The sequence below is a fragment of the Undibacterium sp. Dicai25W genome (genome assembly GCF_049340505.1).
GTDB lineage: Bacteria > Pseudomonadota > Gammaproteobacteria > Burkholderiales > Burkholderiaceae_D > Undibacterium > Undibacterium jejuense.
In genome coordinates this window covers 122,529-144,297 of record NZ_JBMPOQ010000009.1, presented here as the reverse complement: position 1 = coordinate 144,297, position 21,769 = coordinate 122,529, and the positions used below count along the sequence as shown (strand labels likewise).

Annotated in this window: 17 protein-coding genes; 11 read left to right on the top strand and 6 right to left on the bottom strand. The window is 46.6% G+C overall.

Annotation, left to right across the window (positions count from 1 at the left end; genetic code table 11):
- The first annotated feature begins 83 nt into the window (after positions 1–83).
- Together ACO0KY_RS12250 and ACO0KY_RS12245 are read left to right on the top strand one after the other, a co-directional pair.
- Positions 84–1,820 carry an ABC transporter permease gene (locus ACO0KY_RS12250; RefSeq protein WP_423046390.1) on the top strand — a complete coding sequence of 579 codons (1,737 nt, stop codon included), beginning with the start codon at positions 84–86 and terminating at the stop codon, positions 1,818–1,820.
- Between the two features lie 2 nt (positions 1,821–1,822).
- On the top strand, positions 1,823–3,169 hold the full coding sequence (locus tag ACO0KY_RS12245) for a nitrate/sulfonate/bicarbonate ABC transporter ATP-binding protein (protein ID WP_423046388.1): 1,347 nt from the start codon (positions 1,823–1,825) through the stop codon (positions 3,167–3,169).
- Between the two features lie 64 nt (positions 3,170–3,233).
- Here ACO0KY_RS12245 and ACO0KY_RS12240 read toward each other — a convergent pair whose 3' ends face one another.
- Positions 3,234–5,696 (bottom strand): TonB-dependent receptor, encoded by a 2,463-nt coding sequence (locus ACO0KY_RS12240; protein WP_423046386.1) that lies wholly within the window; start codon positions 5,694–5,696, stop codon positions 3,234–3,236.
- Between the two features lie 704 nt (positions 5,697–6,400).
- Between ACO0KY_RS12240 and ACO0KY_RS12235 the strand changes: the two genes are divergently transcribed.
- Positions 6,401–7,246, top strand: a complete 846-nt coding sequence (locus ACO0KY_RS12235) for an undecaprenyl-diphosphate phosphatase (RefSeq protein ID WP_423046384.1) — start codon at positions 6,401–6,403, stop codon at positions 7,244–7,246.
- Positions 7,247–7,337: 91 nt separating this feature from the next.
- On the opposite strand, the gene ACO0KY_RS12230 is transcribed toward ACO0KY_RS12235, so the two are convergent.
- From ACO0KY_RS12230 to ACO0KY_RS12210, 5 genes are all read right to left on the bottom strand, one after another.
- The gene (locus ACO0KY_RS12230) at positions 7,338–8,735 is read right to left on the bottom strand and encodes an MFS transporter (RefSeq protein ID WP_423046382.1); all 1,398 of its coding nucleotides are present in this window, start codon (positions 8,733–8,735) and stop codon (positions 7,338–7,340) included.
- A gap of 65 nt (positions 8,736–8,800) precedes the next feature.
- On the bottom strand, positions 8,801–9,166 hold the full coding sequence (locus tag ACO0KY_RS12225; protein WP_186913101.1) for a hypothetical protein: 366 nt from the start codon (positions 9,164–9,166) through the stop codon (positions 8,801–8,803).
- A gap of 126 nt (positions 9,167–9,292) precedes the next feature.
- The gene (locus tag ACO0KY_RS12220) at positions 9,293–10,303 is read right to left on the bottom strand and encodes a glycosyl hydrolase (RefSeq protein WP_423046380.1); all 1,011 of its coding nucleotides are present in this window, start codon (positions 10,301–10,303) and stop codon (positions 9,293–9,295) included.
- A 368-nt stretch (positions 10,304–10,671) separates the two neighbouring features.
- Positions 10,672–12,507, bottom strand: a complete 1,836-nt coding sequence (locus tag ACO0KY_RS12215) for an AMP-dependent synthetase/ligase (RefSeq protein ID WP_423046378.1) — start codon at positions 12,505–12,507, stop codon at positions 10,672–10,674.
- A gap of 413 nt (positions 12,508–12,920) precedes the next feature.
- On the bottom strand, positions 12,921–14,192 hold the full coding sequence (locus ACO0KY_RS12210; protein ID WP_423046376.1) for an O-acetylhomoserine aminocarboxypropyltransferase/cysteine synthase family protein: 1,272 nt from the start codon (positions 14,190–14,192) through the stop codon (positions 12,921–12,923).
- Positions 14,193–14,415: 223 nt separating this feature from the next.
- On the opposite strand from ACO0KY_RS12210, the gene ACO0KY_RS12205 reads away from it, so the two are divergent.
- From ACO0KY_RS12205 to minE, 8 genes are all read left to right on the top strand, one after another.
- Entirely contained in the window at positions 14,416–15,639 is a 1,224-nt protein-coding gene (locus ACO0KY_RS12205) for an acyl-CoA dehydrogenase family protein (protein ID WP_423046374.1), read from the top strand.
- Between the two features lie 15 nt (positions 15,640–15,654).
- Positions 15,655–16,452 carry a methionine ABC transporter ATP-binding protein gene (locus tag ACO0KY_RS12200; protein WP_423046372.1) on the top strand — a complete coding sequence of 266 codons (798 nt, stop codon included), beginning with the start codon at positions 15,655–15,657 and terminating at the stop codon, positions 16,450–16,452.
- Positions 16,445–17,107, top strand: coding sequence for a methionine ABC transporter permease (locus tag ACO0KY_RS12195; protein ID WP_186913096.1), 663 nt, complete (start codon positions 16,445–16,447; stop codon positions 17,105–17,107). Before ACO0KY_RS12200 ends, ACO0KY_RS12195 begins: the two co-directional genes overlap by 8 nt.
- Before the next feature lie 28 nt (positions 17,108–17,135).
- A complete protein-coding gene (locus ACO0KY_RS12190; RefSeq protein WP_186913095.1) occupies positions 17,136–17,963 on the top strand; it encodes a MetQ/NlpA family ABC transporter substrate-binding protein in 828 nt (275 codons plus the stop codon).
- Positions 17,964–17,966: 3 nt separating this feature from the next.
- Entirely contained in the window at positions 17,967–19,361 is a 1,395-nt protein-coding gene (locus ACO0KY_RS12185) for an LLM class flavin-dependent oxidoreductase (protein ID WP_423046369.1), read from the top strand.
- A 278-nt stretch (positions 19,362–19,639) separates the two neighbouring features.
- Positions 19,640–20,395 carry a septum site-determining protein MinC gene (gene minC, locus ACO0KY_RS12180; RefSeq protein WP_423046367.1) on the top strand — a complete coding sequence of 252 codons (756 nt, stop codon included), beginning with the start codon at positions 19,640–19,642 and terminating at the stop codon, positions 20,393–20,395.
- Between the two features lie 65 nt (positions 20,396–20,460).
- The gene (gene minD / locus ACO0KY_RS12175; RefSeq protein WP_186913092.1) at positions 20,461–21,276 is read left to right on the top strand and encodes a septum site-determining protein MinD; all 816 of its coding nucleotides are present in this window, start codon (positions 20,461–20,463) and stop codon (positions 21,274–21,276) included.
- Between the two features lies 1 nt (position 21,277).
- The gene (minE, locus tag ACO0KY_RS12170) at positions 21,278–21,541 is read left to right on the top strand and encodes a cell division topological specificity factor MinE (protein WP_186913091.1); all 264 of its coding nucleotides are present in this window, start codon (positions 21,278–21,280) and stop codon (positions 21,539–21,541) included.
- The last annotated feature ends 228 nt before the right edge of the window (positions 21,542–21,769 follow it).

The following is a 21,769-nucleotide window of genomic DNA, read 5'->3' as shown; positions in this document are numbered from 1 at the left end:
ACTTAATCTCAACAAGCCGTATCAGCATCAGATTTCCGTTTTTCAACATACCGAATTGTCGTGCAAATTCATCGAGGTATCGTATGCATCAAAACCTCACCTTGATAGTGAGAGATGGCTGGAATCAGCGTGTGCCCGGATGGCGTGACTTATTCGCTATCCTTTTGGTTTTGACGGTGGTGATCTTACTCGGTTCAGGTGCACGGCAGATGTTGCAACCGTTTGCCGTTGCGCATCAGCCTGAGATTTCATTATCGATCTCTGCTTTACCTAATTATGCATTGCGCACCATTATGCGGATGTTAGCAGCTTTGCTGGCTTCCTTATTATTTACGTTCGTCTATGCGACCTTAGCCGCTAAGAGCCGTCGTGCTGAGATGGTGCTTATTCCTATCTTAGACGTGTTGCAATCGGTGCCAGTTTTAGGTTATTTGTCATTTACTACGGTGTTTTTTATTGCGCTATTTCCAGGCAATGTGATGGGGCCTGAGCTGGCGGCAATCTTTGCTATTTTTACTAGCCAGGCATGGAATATGACTTTCAGCTTTTATGAGTCCTTGCGCATGATCCCGAATGATCTAGATGAAGCAAGTCGTAGTTTTCGCTTCTCTGGCTGGCAGCGTTTCTGGCGGCTGGAAGTACCGTTTGCGATGCCGGGTTTGATCTGGAATATGATGATGTCGATGTCAGGCGGTTGGTTCTTTGTTGTCGCCTCAGAAGCAATTACTGTGGGTACACTACAAGTCACGTTACCGGGCATAGGTTCCTACGTAGCGACAGCGATAGCGCATCGCGATCTGCAAGCGATAGGCTGGGCGATTGTGGCGATGAGCATCACGATTCTGATGTACGATCAATTGCTGTTTCGACCCTTAGTGGCATGGGCGGAAAAATTCCGCTTTGAGCAAACCTCCGCACAGGTTAATGCTAAAAGTTGGTTGATTTCACTGATCCGAAGTACACGTTTTTTACGTCCTCTCGCTGCGCATTTCACCCATGCTCTGCAACGTGTGGGACGCGCACGTTTATCCTGGATAGATAACATTCCTGCTCTGACACGACCCACGGGTTCGCGTCACATTGTCGACCGTCTTTGGCTTACTTCGGTGCTACTGGGTTTGGCTTACGGCTTATGGCTATTACTGCATTATTTTAAAAATGAAGTATCAATGAACGATCTTCTCGTTGTATTTCAGGCGGGTTTATTGACTTTAACTCGGGTCATAATCCTTATGATCATTGCCAGCCTGATCTGGGTACCGATTGGTGTCGCGGTCGGATTAAGGCCACGCTGGGCACAGATCGTGCAGCCGTTTGCACAATTTCTGGCGGCGTTTCCAGCGAATCTGATGTTCCCGATCGCTGTCTTTTTAATCCTGCATTACGACGCCAATCCACGAATATGGTTATCGCCATTGATGATACTTGGAACGCAATGGTACATCCTGTTTAATGTGATCGCCGGCGTATCGACCTTTCCGAATGATTTGTTAGAGTCCGCACGTAGCTTCCGGATTAAAGGTTGGCGGTGGTGGCGTGATGTGATGTTGCCCGGAATTTTGCCTTACTACGTCACGGGTGCAATTACGGCCTCAGGCGGCGCGTGGAATGCCAGTATTGTCTCGGAAGTCGTCAATTGGGGTCCGACCAGATTAAATGGATCAGGCCTTGGTGCCTATATCGCGAACATGACCGAAACTGCCGATTACCCACACATCGCCTTAGGCATCACCTTGATGTCGTTGTTTGTTATTGCAATGAACCGTTTGCTTTGGCGTCCTCTGTACGCATTTGCAGAACGCCGCACTAAACTGGATTGAGAATGAAAAACATAATGACATCAAGCGTGATGAAGACGAATGTTGACGATGTCAACAAAGAAGCGATTATCGATTTACGACATGTAGGCAAAACTTTCTCTAAACCCGAAGGTGGGAATTTGCCGGTGTTAGAAGACATCAATGTCACAGCACGTTCTGGTGAAATTTTGGGTTTGTTAGGGCGCTCTGGTTCCGGCAAATCGACCTTATTGCGCATCGCCGCTGGTTTGATACAAGCCAGCAAAGGCGATGTTCTGTACAACGGCAAACCGCTCAATGGCCCCGCAGAAGGGATCGCCGTGGTGTTTCAGACCTTTGCTTTGTTCCCGTGGCTTACGGTATTAGAAAATGTTGAAGCTGGTCTTGATGCGCTGGGCTTAGCAGCCGATGTAACGCGTCAACGGGCATTGGCTGCGATTGATGTAATTGGTCTGGATGGTTTTGAATCTGCGTATCCGCGCGAACTCTCTGGCGGCATGCGACAACGAGTGGGATTTGCACGAGCCTTGGTCGTACAGCCAACCATCTTGCTCATGGACGAACCTTTTTCCGCATTAGATGTGTTGACTTCTGAAATTCTGCGCAGCGATTTGCTTGATCTCTGGCATGGTCATCAATTGCCAATGAAGTCGATTTTAATGGTGACGCACAATATAGAAGAAGCGGTACTAATGTGTGATCGCATTTTGATACTCGCCTCCAATCCAGGGCGCATTGCCGCCGAGATTGAAGTATCTTTAGCGCATCCACGTAACCGACTCGCGCCGGATTTTCATGCAATTGTTGATCAAGTCTATTCGATACTGACTTCACGCGCGATAGCATCGAGCGATGCACAACACCAACTAAGCGGCAGCTTTACGCAAATTCTGCCTGGTGCTTCAAGTATTCGTATTTGCGGTTTGGTAGAAACCTTGGGATCAAATTATTTTAACGGTGAAGCTGATCTGGCAAAATTGTCCCGACCTTTTGTACTTGGTGTAGATATGTTATTACCGATTGCAGAGGCACTGCATTTGCTTGAATTTGCTGAACTAAAAGAAGGAACAATACGCCTGACCGCGTCTGGGAAAATTTTTTCCCAAGCCGGCATGGAAGAGCGCAAACGTATGTTTCGTGAACACCTGCTGCATTACGTCCCGCTGGCGGCACATATACGGCATGTACTGGACGACAGAGAAGAACATCAGGCACCTCGTCTCCGTTTTATGTCCGAACTGGAAGACCATCTCAATTCTGCGGAGGCGAATCGCACCTTACGTACAGTCACAGACTGGGGGCGCTATGCAGAATTGTTTGAATATGATGCGAAGACGTTGAGATTTTCTATTGATGCGATCAGATCATAATTCGCTTGCATAAAAAAGCCCCGCGTTTGTTTAACAACGCGGGGCTTTTTTTTCGCTACCAGAATCAGAACTTGGCTGACAAACTCATGCCTATCGTTCTTGGGTTAATACGATACACTTCATTCGCAGTCCCTTGAACTTGCGGACGCTGAATCACGTTTTGATTGTTAGTCAGATTTTTAACGTACAAAGTCACTTCCCAGATATCACGACTCAAACCAATGCTTGCATCATAGGTTGAATAGGATGGACGTTGATAATCAGGATTAGCAGGATCAAGTGCGCCGTAGCTTGAACCTGTCCAATGACCCGCTGCACGGGCAAAACCATATACATCGTCATTGACGAAGAAATTGTACTGTGCCGTCAATGCCATATTGTACTTAGGCACGCCCGGTACTCTCGCACCTTTTACCGCACCGACCACACCCGCATTCGCACCAGCACTATCGGACAAGGTGGCATCGGTATAACCAGCAGCCAGATCCAGAACGATGCTCTTAGTTGGTTTGAATTTGATTTCAATTTCTGCACCAGAACTTGTCGCATTGCCCACATTGGTGTTGTAGGCGTAGCCGCAGGCGGGGATGTTAATCGCCTGTTGCAGATTTTTCCAGTTAATGTAGAACAAGTCAGCATTGACCGACAGCGTGTTATTCAGGAAGCGCGATTTGTTACCGACTTCGTAACTCCACAAACTATCCGGACCATAACTAACTGGATTCGCCGCTGTCAGTCCACAGTAACCCAGTGGCAATGGGAAATTGGATCCACCAACACGGAAGCCTTCGGTGGCCGACGCGTACAAAGTATTGCTCTTATCCACTTCCCAGGTCAAAGAGAGCTTAGGTGTCAGCTTGTTGCCGCTGGAAGAAGACGTAGAATGGGCAACACCATCATTCGTCGTATCGTTGGCAAAATAACCGAGCGCATCACGAGTGAAGGTCTGGCTGGCTTTCAAATAACGTGCACCCAACGTTGCGTGAAGTTCGGGGCTGAAATAGTAATTACCTTCGCCAAATACTGCTTGCTGCGTATCATGGTAGAAACGTCCGGTGTAATACGAATTATCATTCGGAAAACCGCCGCTGACCGGATTGGCAATCACATTCGGATCAGTAATGCTCACGCCAGCAGTTTTAAATGCGGCATTAATACCGATCACAGGCTCGTTATCAAACAAGGTTGTATGTTGATTCGACGCATAAGCACCAACCAACCAAGTGTATGGAGAAACGTTAGGATCGTAAGGCTTAGAGAGCAGTCGCACTTCTTGTGAGAATTGCGTCACTTGATTATTCAAAAAAATGGTCGAAGGCAAACCACCAACGACACTTGCCAAATTTGGATAATTGCTATTGATCTGGCTGCCAAGATAAGAGCTATTGACTGTCGTACCATCCTGGGTACGGTCAAAATTACGCTTAAAGTAACTCGTAACCGAAGTCAGATCGCCAAAGCCAGTGTCATAATTCAAGGTCAACGACGGAACGGTCAAGACGTCTTTACCTGGTTCACGTACTGTTTTACTTGTCGTATTGTCAGGCAGTGGCACGCCGCTGAGCGTCTTCGTATAAGCGACATCAATGTCACCTGTCTTCACTCGCTGATAGAAAATGGATGGAGTGATAGTCAATGCTTTAGTCACATTCCATTTTAACGCCATTCTGACGACAGCATCATCTTCGGTATTGATGCCATTGGCAATCGTCGCCGTCGTATTTGGATCAACCTGATTGATAAAACCACTATTATGTGCAGTCTGAATGCCGACGCGCAATGCCAGCTCGTCAGTTTTCAATACCTTGTTAAATACGACATTGCCGAGGTAATTAGTGCCACCACCTTTAGTCGAAGAAACTTCTGTATAGATGTCAGTAGAATTGATCTTGGTATTTGGCTGGTTCGAAATAAATTTAATCGTTCCCCCCATGGAACTCGCACCGTACAGCGTTCCTTGCGGCCCACGCAGTACCTCAATGTGATCCAAATCGAAAAATTTCGGCTCTGCACTACCCATACTGTACAAATTACCTGAAGTCATCGACACATCATCAAGGTAGATACCGACGGTTGCGGAACCTGCCGCAGAGCTAATACCGCGCATTTCCACGTTAGATAGTCCAGGACCGTTACCGGCATTTCCACCGCCACCGCCACCAGAGAAAGAGATATTTGGTATCGAGCGTGTTGCATCGACAAAGTCAGTAATATGTTGCGCATTTAATTCATCGCCGCCAATAACAGAGACACTCAAAGGCACCTTGCTGGCATCTTCTTTACGTTTAGTCGCGGTAATATTAATGGACTGAATCTGGTCAGTTAAAGCACCAGACTTCGCCACCGGTGCTGTTGATGCCGCGGGTGTAGTCGTTTCAGCAGCCTGTTGTGCCCAGGCAGGATTGGCCAGCATCAAAGAGCTGGTTGCCAACGCGCAAACAACCGTACCTGTATTTTGCCGTGCTCCCTGATAGTTGGAATACAGTGACGCCAGTGAAAGATTTAATTTTGTTCTTCTGAGATTCATGTTGATCCTTTGTGTATGTTGCATTTCTTATTTACACCTGACACAGATAAATCACGCATCAGTTCTCCCCCAATTAAGGCCAGGCAAGTCGAAAATCCTGACAATAAAAAAGTGTAAACTGGCTTTTACCAATTTAAATTTTGAATCGCGCCGAATTTCAATCGATATGCCAGTGTGTCTCACTCACGAGCAAGCAAGTTTGATGCCTGTTGCTATGCACCAAAAACACACATCCTTCAGAATCGTATTGAAGGCCTATCTCGCTGGCACCACCTGCAAAAAGGCACTACATATAATCGCAAGAAGCAAAAACAAAGTAAATCGTTAAAACCTATTGATTGTTTTATCAGATGCTCGCGTCCAATCACCTCAATATAAGGCAATTCAGAAGTCGATTTTCACTCTCAGAAAGAAGCGTAAAAGGACAATGTTTTTTACTCAGCAAGATAGAAAAAAGTAGGAAACCAAGCACGGATAGCGTTGTACAAAGTCCACATAATCGGGATCAGTTCGGTAAATATCCGCGAAAAAACAAGCAAAAATTTAATAATAAAAACATGAATAAATGCATTCAAGACAACTTCCATTCACGTTACTACCGAAACCTCAAAAAAAACAGGTAAAAAAATCAATCATTTGGGCAAGCATGGGATGACAAACGCATCAGAATAGGCGATGCTTGCGCTTTTTCCCGAAAGAGCTGCATGGAATTTTTCTACATCCTCATTCTTGCTATGGTTCAGGGCATCGCTGAACTTTTGCCCGTCTCCAGTTCAGCGCACGTCATCGTGGCTGAAAAATTAATGGGCCTTGACCCAACGTCACCTCAAATGACGATGATTTTGGTAATGTTGCACACTGGCACGATGTTCGCCGTGATTGCTTATTTCTGGAAATCCTGGCGCGAAACATATTTCGCTTCAGCACAACAATTTCGCACTAACGGTGCCAATCTGGTGATTGCGACGATCGCCACAGGTGTCGTTGGATTCGGATTAATGCACATCATCAAGCATTTTTTCGTCGCCAATCCAAGCACGTTTGAAATAGAACATTTATTTGGCAATGCCAAACTGATGGCAACGGCTCTGGCGTCGGCTGGTGTGTTGATCATCGTTTCATCACGTATGAAAGACCGCGGCGACAATGAAGTCAATACACGGAGTGCTTTGATCATTGGTGCAGTACAAGGTTTATGTTTGCCTTTCCGCGGCTTTTCGCGCTCTGGCGCAACCATTTCTACTGGTCTGGCATTAGGCGTCAATCGTCGTCGCGCAGAACAATTCAGCTTTGCGCTGGCCGTGGTATTGACGCCAGCTGTGATCGTTAAAGAAGCGTATCGTCTGTACCAGGTAGAAGCCGCTTCTGCAGGCAGCGACATTGCTGTGTTATTACATGCTTTGGTACCTGGCTTGTTAGGCATGGTATTAAGTTTTCTGACCGGTCTGGTTGCGTTGCGTTGGTTGTCACGCTGGTTGGAACAAGGCCGTTGGCACTTCTTCGGCGCGTATTGCTTATTCGCCGCGTTAGTCGTTCTCTGGGTCGGCTAAGATATCCTTTTGTGGTGATACGAAAGTGTCACCACAAATCAAGACATCCATACGGACATACACTGAGCGTTATCTGATAGAGCTCAGTGCCTCAAACTCTGTTCTTCCCCACAAACAAACGCGAAAAGCTCGCGACGCTGGCGACAGCGGCGAATACCGCGCCCATGCCTAAAGCATAATGTGTTGCTTTATCTGCAAATAAGCTAAAGCACAGTGCTACCAAGGCTGCACCTGATGCTTGCCCGATCAGACGTGAAGTACCAACCACGCCACTAGCACTGCCCGCCCGTGCCAGAGGTGCGGCTCCCATCATTGCTTTAAGATTTGGTGTCTGAAAAAAACCAAATCCAATACCGCAAATTGCCATTCTCCAGACAATATCGATTACTGCTGGATGCGCTGGTATGCCAAGCAAAGACCACATCCCGAAAGATAAAATCACTAGTCCAATACCACCCAGGACACCGGGAGAATAATGATCACTCAAACGACCCGCAATGGGTGCCATTACCGCCACCAAAACCGCCCATGGTGTCATTAAAAATCCTGTTTCAACAGGTGAACGACCAAGTACAGTTTCAAAATAAAATGGTAAAGAAACGAAGGCCAGACTCTGGGTCGCGAAAGTGCAAATTGAAGTAATAACTGATAGAAAGAAAACAGGATGACGAAACAAATCTACGGGTAACATCGGTGCCTGATGTCCCGTCTGGCGGCGCAGCAGTAAGACAAAAAAGATGACTGTCACGACCAATTCTAACAACAGTGTCTTTACATCAGTGAGATGCGCTGCGTCGCCAAATAACAAAACCAACATGCTGAACGCACCGACGTTGTATAACGCGGTCAAACTATCAATTCTGTGCGTGGAACGATGGGTAATCGGCAAAACCTTTTTCCCCAGAAAAACTGCAAACACCCCAAGCGGGACATTAATGGCAAACAACCATGGCCAGCTCCATGCCGATAAAATTAATGAAGCTGTGGTGGGTCCGATTGCAAATGCCACAGCGACCACCAGTGAATTCAAACCGAAACCCCGCCCCTGCAAACTGGCTGGAAAAATGGATCTGACCATCGCCACGTTTACACCCATAATCGCGCTCGCTCCTACCCCTTGAAACAAACGGGCAACGACCAGCGATGACAATGACCACGAACAAGCGCAAGCTAAAGACGCCAGAGTAAACAAAGCCAGACCAGCAATTGAGACGCGCCGGTATCCTATGATTTCTCCCAGCGCAGCAAATGGTAACAGTGTTGCCACCATCGCCAATTGATACACATTGATAATCCAGACCGACGCTGCTGGTGTTGTATGCAACTGACTAGCGATTCCGGGTAAAGCAGTGTTCGCAATCGCCGTATCTAATGAGGCCATGCCAACGCCAATTGCAAGTGACAACATTGCAAAATTGCGCTCCCGTGTAGGCAAACCATCACGATCTACGACACTCAGTCTTTCATCTGCGCTTGCTCGCGTCGGCATTATTTGCTCAGGAATGGAAGAAGATTTTAAATACTGTTTTCATTAACTGACCGCATAGAGGTAAATTAAAAGCGATATTCAGCAACGATATTTTTACTCAAACCATGTTTGCTTCCACCCGGCAAAATATCACCGAGTCTTCGCATATTGGCAGCAGGAATAAACATTTCCGCCATTTGTTCAGTACAGCGAAACTTCATTGCCGGGCTCAGTATTTCACGTGCCCTGATTTTCAAATGCAAAAAAACCTTGCTGCTTTCACGGTTCAAAATGATGTGAATATCGCTCTTAAAGCTTGCCAACGGTATTTTCAACCACCAACCTTCATCACCGCCGTAGCGCCCGCAGGCCGACCAAAAGGTATTATTGTCGTACAAGGTCACCGCGCCAAGGCGACCATTAATTCTTTGCATTGCTTCAATTTTAGTCATCGTTATCTTTGCTATGAATCTCTTAATCAATATCGAATTATAGACTTGATTGAAACAGAGCCTCAAAAACATCGGAAACAAAGGGAGTTCGCCGTTTCAATTAATTTGACATTCTCACTCTCTACATCAATAAAGAAATGCTTTGGTAAAACCAAGAAGACCTGCTTGCCCATAGGTATTGCAATCAGGAGACGCTGGTCCCGGTGCACAATCCGTATCGCGATCCAATGACCAAAAATGTAAGCCTGCCAAACGATTTTTTTTCGCAAACAACTTGATGGTTGCGACATCGCTTAAAGTGAATACTTCATCTTCCGTATCATTCCCTCCTATCATTGGAGTCAATTCGATGTGATCGAATGGGACGCCAAAATAGCGATTGAGATTCATCGCCGCTTGTATTGCCGATACCCCCATATCGCATCGTGCATCGGCACCCAGCACACAAGCATCAGTGGATGAAACGCCGTAATCCATGACCATCAGATTGATGTAGTAATCGTCTAACTCTGCATTTTTAATCGCTTGCATGACGGTCAAACCAATCGTGCCAAGAGCAGGCTTATCGACGATAGCTAAGGTTGGCAAAGTAAAAGAGAACCGCAAATTTGGATAAATTTTTTGTGCCTGCTTAATTCTCTCCATCAGTTGATTGATTTGTTCCTCTGTTTGACTGGCTTCAATATCAAAATCAAAGCCTGACAGCTGCGCACTATGATAGCGCTCAATAAATTTTTTAAATCCAGCATCACTACTGCAAGTAAAAGAGCCCGCCTGGCCTCCGGTCGAAATGATGTAGTTGATTTCTTTTCTCGCTAACAATGGCATATTGGCCTCAGCAAAGACTGCGCCTGACAATCCATCCCAATTTTCTTCGCCGCATTCACCAGTTGCAAATGCCAAAGTAATTGTTTTTAATTGCTTAGGGATCACATCTAACAGTGGCGTGCTCTTGCCCGTTACCCCGATGATCAGTTGGTTTTGATTCGAGGCCATGTTATTTCTGACATATTTGTAGGGGCTAAATATCTGTCTGGATGATGCAGAATTGTGACCAACCCCATCGATACTGGAACAGGCGGTGAGCATACCAGTTGCTAACATGAATGCGGTGATTCTCTTTGAGGCAATTTTCATTACGTATATCTCCTTGTAAATCCTTGGCATAGACTGAGGATTTTTGATTTGTAGAGATATGAGATTGGAAGAAGCAGCTGACGTCAATTAAAAAATGCTGATTCAGGAATTTTTTGAAGAAAATTCGAGGTAATTCAGACGATTTTAATCAGATTGAAAAAAATAAGATAAATCACGCAAACAAATAATTTTTCGCTTAACAAAAATAAATTTCCGCTATTACTGACATTAATCGGAAGAAAAAAAAAGAGAAAAGAAAGAAAATCTAAGCTTATCTAATACCAGTAATATCAGTACGAAAAAAAACAGGCATCAAATCAATTTGCATGCCTGTTTCATTTATCAACCGTTACGCTCAACAATGAACATCAATGACGTGGTGCATAGAGACGTACGATATCATCCGCAAAGTGGTTGGCCAGATTATTGCGTTTCAATTTCAGCGTTGGCGTAATCAGGGTATTTTCTATCGTCCATGGTTCCAGGGACAAAATCGCTGCCTTAGGCTGGGCATAAAACGGCAAACTATTTGTCAATTCACGCACCCGTTTTACGACGACATCGACAGCCGCTGCATCTTTGAGGCTCTTAGGATCGTGAGGATCCAATCCTAAGGACGTACTCAATTCTTGCCAATAACGCTGACTCAACACGACAGCACAGCCGATAAACGGTGAGTTTTCACCGAACGCATAGGCTTGTTCAAACGACGAATCAGTGAGAATTGCCAATTCAAGATCGACTGGCGCGATTTTTTCACCGGTAGAAGTCACGATAATTTCTTTGACACGTCCGAGGATACGTACACGACCATCAGTAACAGAAGCCTGGTCACCGGTACGCAACCAGCCATCAACGAAAGCTTTGGCGGTGTCTTCGTCACGTTTCCAATAGCCACGCATCACGTTGGGGCCACGGACTTGCAATTCTTTGTTCTCGCCAATACGGACCTCAACGCCAGCCATCGTACGTCCTACCGTGTTAGGATCATTATCATCCGGCGAGTTAAATGCAACAACTGGCGAGGTTTCGGTCATACCGTAACCTTGTACGATAGGAATACCCAAGCCCAGGAAGCAACGTGAAATCACCGTCGATAAAGCAGCGCCACCACTCACTGCAACGCGCAAACGTCCACCAAATTGCTGCTTTAATTTAGTTGCAACCAGCGGGTCAAGAATGCTCCAGGCGATGTCATCCACAGTGGCGTTGAATACGCCATCCGACAGATTTTTTTGTGCACGTAAAAAACGACGCCAGCCAACGGCAATGGCCGCATTGAATAAGGTCGCTGCAAATTTAGACGTCGCCAACTTAGTTTGAATCACGCTATACACACGTTCATAAATACGCGGTACTGAAATCAATATCGTTGGTTTGACGATGGTCAAATCTTCAGGCAATTGCTTCGTCGAGCGAGAAAAGGCAACGCAAGCACCGGCAGCCACTGGCAAGTAGTAACCGGCGGTTCTTTCAAACGTATGTGACAAAGGTAGGAATGACAAAAACACATCACTGGTGACCGGAGCCACACGTTGTACCACGGCTTTTACATTTGACAGTACATTCAGGTGGGTCAGCATAACGCCTTTAGGCTTGCCTGTTGTGCCGGAGGTATAGACCAAAGCTGCCAGATCATCCTGAGTTGGAGCTTGTGCTGGCAGTGTAGTCTGAGCGCCTTTTTCCAGCCAATCTTGCAACATAAGCATAGGAACCGGACTAGTAAATTGCGCGTCTTGAATGGTTTTTTCTAACACCACCACCTGACGCAAAGCAGGCATAGCGATGCCTGTTTCAGAAATATCTTTCCATTGTTGATCCGTCGCCGCAATCAACAACGTGGCATCGCTATCACCGACGATGTAGCCGATACTGGCGGGATTATCCAACGCATGCATAGGAACCGGAACACATGCCAATTGCATTGCCGCCTGATCCATACACACCGCATGCAATCCATTCGGCAGCAGAATTGCGACTCGTGCCCCACGCTCAGGTTGCAGCGTTGCTAAGGCTTGCGCAAATTGCTGTACTTTTTTATGAGTTTGCTGCCAGGTATAACTCATCCATTGTTGGCTGCCTTCGTCAAACTGGCGATATGCTTCTACATCAGGCGTCTGAGCTACACGCCAGCTAAATAACTCCGCCAGCGTTTGCAAAGAGTTCAATTCATTTACCTGCGCGGATAAGTTGGTGGTCGACATGAGCGTATGTGGGTAAGTGGTAAGTCGTGGATAAGCGGCACGGTATCTGGCGGCAAGGAGTCTCTTAATTAATTATTATATAAGATGATACTACTAAGACTCATACACCGCACTATCATGCTGTCAATCAAACAGTTATGCAACGTCGGGCAAAAATTGCAATGCAATATGAAAAATGCCTGCGGCATCGCTGTGTGAAACCATAGAAAATCACGCGAATTATATGGGGCAACAAGCATGCGACAATGATCCACATCATTGACAAGCAATGCAAAAGTGTGATTTTTTGATTTATAACAAAACGGGCGGCAAGCCTGATGATGGGGAGGAAGCTGAAAACGGGGTATTTCTTACAAGTAGAAAACTCCCTTCCTGATCACCCCGGTAGACGAACAGGAAGGGATACAAGAAGATCAGGACGCTTGTATTGCCTGTTCCAGATCCGCCAGTAAATCATCGATATGCTCAATGCCAACCGACAAGCGCACTGTATCTTCTGTCACACCTGCCTTGAGCAACTCTTCGGGATTGAGTTGTCTATGTGTGGTGGTCGCCGGGTGGCAGGCAAGTGACTTGGCGTCGCCAATATTGACCAGGCGCGTAAATAGTTTTAGCGCATCCTGAAAGCGAGCACCAGATTCACGCCCGCCAGCCAATCCAAAAGTCAGAATACCCGATGGTTTTCCACCGAGATATTTCAATGCCAAAGCATGATCTTTATGATCAGGCAAGCCAGCATAATTGACCCATTTAACTTTAGGATGACGGCTCAGGTATTCAGCAATCTTACGGGTATTATCGGTTATTCTGTCGAGTCGCAATGCCAGCGTTTCTATGCCTTGTAGAATCAAAAATGCATTGAACGGGGACAAGGCCGCACCAGTATTACGCAGTGGAACGACACGTGCCCGTCCAATGTAAGCAGCGGCGCCTAATGCCTCGGTATACACCACTCCGTGGTAAGAGACATCGGGTTCATTTAATCGTTTGAATCTTTGCTTATGTTCCGCCCACGGGAACTTGCCAGAATCAACAATAATCCCGCCGATAGAATTACCATGTCCGCCCAAATACTTGGTCAATGAGTGCACCACGATGTCGGCACCGAATTCAATAGGACGCAACAAGTAAGGCGAAGGTACGGTGTTATCGACAATCAGCGGCACGCCGTGCTGATGCGCGATCTTAGCAATCGCTTCGATATCAGTAATATTTCCTAAAGGATTGCCTATCGATTCGACATAGATGGCTTTAGTTTTTTCATCGATCAATTTGGCGAATGAATCCGGATCGCGATAGTCCGCAAATCGCGTCGTAATGCCAAACTGCGGAAACGTATGCGCAAATAAATTATAGGTACCACCGTACAAGGTCGACGCGGAAACAATATTATCACCGGCTTCGGCAATCGTTTGTATCGCATAGGTAATCGCGGCCTGCCCGGAGGCCAGCGCTAACGCGGCGATCCCGCCCTCTAATTCGGCAACGCGTTTTTCAAGCACATCATTGGTCGGATTCATGATGCGTGAATAAATATTGCCCTGTACTTTTAAATCAAACAAATCTGCACCATGCTGCGTGCTATCAAACGCATACGCCACCGTTTGATAGATAGGTACTGCAACAGCGCGGGTCGTCGGATCCGGTGTATAGCCACCATGTACCGCAATTGTCTCCAGTTTCATTGATATTTTTCCTTAGATAAGATTTATTTTGAAATACATTGCTAAATAAGTCAGATCGATCATAAAAAGCAAAGTCACTAGAGACAAGGAAGATTTTCAACTATCTAACGTCATTTTTTGACATAGGAGTTTTACGCATAAGCTGCGTGAAATATCTTCGTGTACGAAATCATGACCTGAGTGCAATACTGGAATGTATTCAAGCATCCATATCAGGTATTTCATGTCTCCTTCTTTACAAAAAATTGAAAGCATCGGCCACCCCCTTTCAGATCAACATCAGGCGCACGATGACATATTGGTGATTGCACGTGCCTTAGCACAACGACTGGCGCAAACAGCGGTAGAGCGAGATCATGCAGGCGGCCACGCTGCAACGGAAAGGGAATGGATACGCAGTTCAGGTTTGCTGACATTGTCAGTGCCTGAAGAGTTCGGCGGTCAGGGCGCGAGTTGGGAAACCATCAATCACGTTGTGCGTATTCTGGCGCAAGTCGATAGTTCACTCGCCCATGTATTTGGCTTTCATCATTTGCAGGTCGCAGGTTTGTCATTGTATGGCAACGCGCAGCAGCAAAGACGCTTGCTGACCGCCACGGTAGAAAAACAACTATTCTGGGGCAATGCCCTCAATCCCTTAGACAAACGCACGGTTGCAGCGCGATTGGAAGATGGTTATGTTTTAAATGGCGTGAAAAGCTTTTCTTCGGGTTCGGTTGGTTCTGACTGGCTCACTATTTCCGCATGGGATGAAGTGACGCAAAGTCCGCTGATTGCCGTCATACCAAGCAAACAACCAGGAATACAAATTCAGTCCGATTGGGATGCCTTTGGTCAAAAGCAAACGGATAGCGGCAATGTGCATTTCAATCAGGTATTTTTACCCGACGATCTGGTCTTGCAAGCACCCGCTAAAAAGCCAACTGCGCAAGCCACAGTGCGTTCGCAAATCGCTCAACTGATCATGACCAATCTGTATCTCGGCATCGGTCTTGGTGCGTTTGAAGCAGCACGCACATACACAAAAGAGCAAGCCAAACCGTGGTTTTCTTCTGGCGTAGAACGTTCCTCGGATGATCTATTTATTCAACGTCGCTATGCAGAACTTTGGTTGCTGCTCAAACCGGCAATCGCCCTTGCTGATCAAGCTGGACGGGTACTCCAACAAGTCTTCGAAAAAGGCGCTTTGATTACTGCTGAAGACCGGGGGAATCTGGCGATTTCTGTCGCTGAAGCCAAATGCCTCGCGCATCGTGCAGGAATAGAAGTGAGCACACAATTGTTCGACATCACTGGTGCACGTTCGACTTCAGAAAAATTTGGATTTGACCGCTTCTGGCGTAACGTCCGGGTACACACGCTGCATGATCCTATCGATTACAAATTGCGTGACCTGGGGCGCTATTTATTGGACGGCACAGTGCCTGAGCCGACACCGTACTCATAAAAAAAAGGAATGTCCATGTCGCAACCCGTGATCCGACTGTCAGCGGTTAGCAAATCTTTTCCTGTTCACGATGGCAGCACTTTTCATGCCGTCAACAGTGTCAGCCTGGAAATTGCTCAAGGAGATATTTTTGGATTGATCGGAAAAAGCGGTGCTGGCAAATCCAGCCTGCTTCGACTGATCAATCTGCTGGAGCAGCCAGATAGCGGCAGCATCGTCGTCGCCGGACAAGAATTAACGCAATTGAACAAAAAATCCTTGCGTTCAGCTCGCCAGCAGATTGGTATGATTTTCCAGCAGTTTAATTTACTGCAAAACGCCAATGTGTTCGATAACGTCGCATTCCCGTTAAAAATTCATGGCGCCTTGAGTAAGCAAGAAATAGCTGAGCGCGTGAAGCAATGTCTGGCAATTGTGGGATTAGAGAATAAAACCTTCAGCTACCCCGCACAATTATCTGGCGGGCAAAAGCAACGCGTCGCGATTGCACGTGCGCTGGCCTCTCGTCCGCAGGTCTTGCTCTGCGATGAACCAACCTCGGCATTGGATGCCGAAACCACCCGCGAAGTACTCAATACCTTACACGATATCAACCAACGTTTAGGAGTCACTATTGTGATTGTCAGCCATGAATTATCTGTACTCAGTAGTTTGTGCAAACACGTCGCCGTGATCGCCGATGGCGAAATTGCTGAATCTTTTGCCATTGCTGACACGAGTCAATTACGTGTCACAGCTTTAGGACGTGAATTGTCTTGCCATTGGCACGAGGAGCACAGCAACACTCACCACAAGGATGCCGCTCATGTTTGACAATATCATCGCGATTCTGCCGGAACTAGGAATAGCGATAGGGCAAACACTGACCATGATGGCAATCGGTTTATCCACTGCCATCGTGCTCGGTGGCCCCTTAGGCATTTTGTTGTTTCTGGTCGATGAAGGTCAATCATTACAGCACCGTCCTATTTCTATTGTCTTGAGTTGGCTGGTCAATACCATACGCTCCTTTCCATTCATTATTCTTTTGGTGGCATTAGTACCATTTACGCGATGGCTTATTGGGACATCGATAGGACCAGTGGCGGCATCGGTGCCATTGTCGATTGCTGCTATTCCTTACTTCGCGCGCCTGGTAGAAAAAAGTTGCAAAGAAGTCCCGCGTGGCGTGATTGAAGCGGCGCATGCGATGGGTGCTTCTGAATGGCAGATTGTGTGGCGGGTATTGCTGGTCGAGGCGCGAGCAGGTCTGGTGTTAGCGCTCACAGTATTAGCGATCAGCTTTCTTTCCTACTCTGCCATTGCGGGCGTCGTCGGTGGTGGTGGGATTGGTGATCTGGCGATACGTTACGGTTACTACCGCTTTCAAACAGATGTGATGGTTGTCACGGTCGCCATCTTAATCACCTTAGTGCAAGTGATTCAATACTCTGGCAATCATCTTGCACACAAACTCGATAAACGTTAATTAACGGTCATTATTTCAAAGGAGTTGTATGTTAAAACGTCTTCTAATCGCGTCAATCACTACCAGTGTATTGAGCTTGGTATCTACATCCGCCATTGCAAAAGATGCGAAAGAATTAGTCATCGGCACCAGCGCGGGTCCGTATGCAGATCAGGTCAAACTCGGCATCAAACCGATTTTGGAAAAACAAGGCTACAAAGTTAAAGTGATTGAATTCAATGACTACATTCAACCTAACTTTGCCTTGGCAGAAGGATCGCTGGATGCAAATGCGTTTCAGCATATAGTGTATCTGACGAAGTTTTCTACCGACAATAAATTAGCCTTAAGCGAATTAATCAAAGTGCCCACCGCACCAATTGCGATTTACAGTAAAAAGCATCGGTCTTTAACCGAGGTTAAAGAAGGCACGACGGTTGCCCTTCCAAATGATCCAACCAATCAGGCACGTGCCCTGGTATTGCTGGAGCAGTTAGGTTGGCTTAAGCTCAAAGCCAAGGTCGATCCGGTGCGTGCTTCAGAAAACGATGTCGCTGTGAATCTCAAAAAAATCAAATTGATCCCATTGGAGGCTGCGCAATTACCGCGTTCACTCGAAGACACAGATTATTCATTCGTGAACGGCAATTATGCGCTCGCTTCTGGCCTTAAGCTTACCGAAGCCTTAGCACAAGAAAAAATCTCGACACGCTATCAAAATCTGGTTGCGATACGTACTGCGGATAAAGACAAACCGTGGGTAAAAGATCTCGAAGCCGCATATCGTTCGCGTGAATTTTTAGCTGTCACTAATCAATATTTTTCTGGCTTTGCGAAACCAGATTATCAGCAAGCACTAGAAGCGACAAAAAAATAAATCATGAGCAAACTCATCCGTTTTAATGCATTTCAAATGAATACACCGGGGCATCAGTCTCCGGGTTTGTGGCGACATCCACGCGATAACAGCCATCAATATACCAGTGCTCAACATTGGACCGAATTAGCGCGTTTGCTGGAATACGGCTTGTTTGATGCGATATTTCTGGCTGACGTCTTAGGTGTCTATGATGTTTATCAAGGCAATATTGATGCTGCTTTAAAACATGGCATACAACTACCCTTGAATGATCCGCTCGCACTCGTACCATTGATGGCGAATGTCACACGGCATCTGGGTTTTGGCGTGACGTGCGCGCTCAGTTATGAACATCCGTATCCATTTGCGCGTCGCATGTCTACCCTCGATCACCTGACCAAAGGGCGCGTAGGCTGGAATATCGTCACGGGCTATCTGGATAGCGCCGCACGGAATCTGGGATTGCATCAGCAATTGAGTCATGATGAACGTTACGATCTTGCCGATGAATATCTGGATGTAGTCTATAAACTCTGGGAGCAAAGTTGGGACGATCAGGCGGTTCGGCATGACAAGAAAAATGGTGTCTACACCGATCCCGCGCATGTCCATCCTATCCGCCATCAAGGTCGCTTTTTTAACGTACCTGGTATTCATTTATGCGAACCTTCACCTCAGCGCACGCCTTTGCTGTTTCAGGCGGGCACCTCAAAACGCGGCACTGCTTTTGCAGCCAGACATGCTGAATGCAGCTTTGTCAGCGGTCCGAGTAAAAAAGTGGTCAAGCGCTATGTAGACGAAACCCGTGCTGCCGTTCTCGCTGCAGGTCGCCAAGCGGAGCAGATTTTAATTTATGCGCAAGCCTTAATTATTACGGCCGAAACATCAGCGGCCGCCCACGAAAAATATCAGGATTATCTGCAATACATCGATATCGAAGCATCCCTGACCTTGTTATCAGGTTGGACTGGCGTTGATTTCTCACAATTCCCGCTCGATGCAACCATCGATTACATTGATTCGGATGCCGGACGTTCAGCACTGGCCTCGTTTAGCACGGCAGATCCTGACAAAGTCTGGACCGTACGTGAAGCCGCACAATTTATCGGCCTTGGTGGGCGTGGCCCGGTTTTGGTTGGAAATCCACAAGAAATTGCCGATCAACTGGAAGCCTGGGTTGATGAAACTGGTATCGATGGCTTCAATCTGGCTTTTGCGCTGTCACATGAAACCATCAGCGACGTGGTGAAATTAATCGTTCCCGAATTGCAGCGCAGACACCGCTATAAAACCCATTACACCGATGGTACTCTGCGCCATCAATTGTTTGGGCGCGGTAACCACCTCCCCCTCAATCACATCGGCCGACAAACGAAAATCACCGCCGCTACAGTGCAAACGGAACTTGCGGCATAAAAGAAATAACGAAAATGTGTGCACCTATCGACGCAAGAATCTGTTAAATTAATAAAAAAGAAATATTTATTTCATTATAAGAGCGCATAAAGGTGAATTTGCTGTGCTGTTTCCAACAAAACAGGCATATTTTTGCAATCCTGCTCATCAATTGGTAGGATGGCTCCTTTTAGGGCGAACTTACAAGTTCGTACGAGCATTTTGCTTCTCCATGGCAATAAAATCCACGGAGATGCAGTATGTGCAGGTGACAGTTTTTCCTCTTTTCCTTTGGACCTATGCAAAACAGTCTGACGCGCAAGCCTATAGAAATAAAGATTTCCACCGTTGTCGCTGTCGCAATTTTGTTGCACGATGCGTCCACCTCCGTACTCGAGGCAGCACTGCAAGAAATGACTGCGGGCTCACCAGATTTTTTTGACGATGAGTTTGCCGTGATTGATGTCGAAGCGATCGCCGATGCTGAGGTCGATTGGAATGCCTTAATTCCTTTATTTAAAGCCCATGGCTTAAATCCAGTAGCGGTCCGCAATGCACGCGAAGAAGATTACGACACCATACGGTCACATGGTCTGAGCATCGATGTCGTTAGCAAACCAAGATTAGAAACCGAACAAGTCGCGGCACCTGCGCCCGTCGTTGTGCAAGTACCAGCAACGGCGCCTGTCGAACCGCAGATCATTGTTCGCAATAACCCAGCGATGGTGATTGATACGCCAGTACGCGCCGGACAACGCATTTATGCGCGTGGTGCAGATCTGATTATCACCGCCTCCGTAAATAATGGCGCTGAAGTCATTGCCGATGGCAGCATACACATTTATGCACCTTTGCGCGGTCGCGCGCTGGCGGGCGCCACTGGCAACACCGAAGCACGTATTTTTGCCCTGACCATGGAACCCGAATTGGTATCCATCGCAGGAATTTACAGAACATTTGAAAACGGTTTTCCACCATTGCAAGCAAATCATCCAGTACAAGTGAAGCTCAATGGGGATAGTATTGAAGTATCATCAGTAAAATTAGTCGGCTGACGCCCTTTAAACAAGCAAATGAAGCAAATAATTGCAGTTATTTCGGATAGAAAAAGGAGTTTTTTGTGGCAAGAATCATCGTTGTAACATCCGGCAAGGGCGGAGTTGGAAAAACGACTTCCAGTGCAAGCTTCGCTTCTGGCCTCGCTATGCGTGGACACAAGACTGCCGTATTGGATTTTGACGTTGGTCTGCGTAACCTTGATCTGATCATGGGTTGCGAACGCCGCGTAGTCTATGACCTGGTCAATGTCATCAGTGGCGAAGCGACATTGAATCAGGCACTAATCAAAGACAAGCATTGCGACAACTTATTCATCCTGCCTGCCTCACAAACCCGCGATAAAGACGCGTTGACTGAAGAAGGCGTAGAAAAAGTTCTCAATGATCTGATCAAGATGGATTTTGAATACATCGTCTGTGACTCTCCGGCAGGTATCGAGCGTGGTGCAGTCATGGCGCTCACGTTCGCCGACGAAGCCATCGTTGTCACCAACCCAGAAGTATCATCGGTGCGCGATTCTGACCGTATCCTTGGCATTATCCAGGCCAAATCCAAACGTGCACAAGCTGGTGGCGAGCCTGTTAAAGAACACTTATTAATCACCCGTTACTCTCCCAAACGCGTAGAAGCGGGCGAAATGTTATCGCATACCGACGTGCAAGAAATCTTGCGTATCCCATTAATTGGTGTTATTCCTGAATCAGAAGCAGTATTGCACGCTTCCAACCAAGGTAATCCTGCAATTCATATGAAGGGTAGCGATGTTTCCGATGCTTACGAAGACGTGGTGTCACGCTTCTTAGGCCAGGATACCCCATTGCGTTTCATTAACTATGAAAAACCGGGATTGCTGCAGCGCATTTTCGGAGGTAAATAAAATGGCTCTGCTTTCTTTTTTATTTAACAGTAAACCTAAAACCGCCAATATGGCGAAAGAACGCTTGCAAATCATCATTGCACGCGAACGCACAGGCCGTGATGGTTACGATTTTTTACCGGCATTGCGTGAAGAATTGATCGCTGTCATCTCCAAGTACACCAAGGTCAATGCGGAAGACATTAAAGTTTCCCTAGATAAACAAGGTAACCTCGAAGTACTGGATGTCAACGTGGTTTTGCCAGACCTGGAAATGCGAAGTTAAAAGAAATATGCCGTCAGATCAATTGAAAAGTGATGATTTGGCGGCAAATTTGTTGCATATTGTCCTCATTTTTGAAAATTAAATATTCCAAGTTTTTGTGCAGTTTTATTGATGTTGTGGTACCTGCAATCAAGTAAGTACTAGCCACCAACTACATTTTTGCGAATCATAGAAACACTACTGATCGTTGCTAAGACACATTTTATCGGTCACATATTTTCACAATTT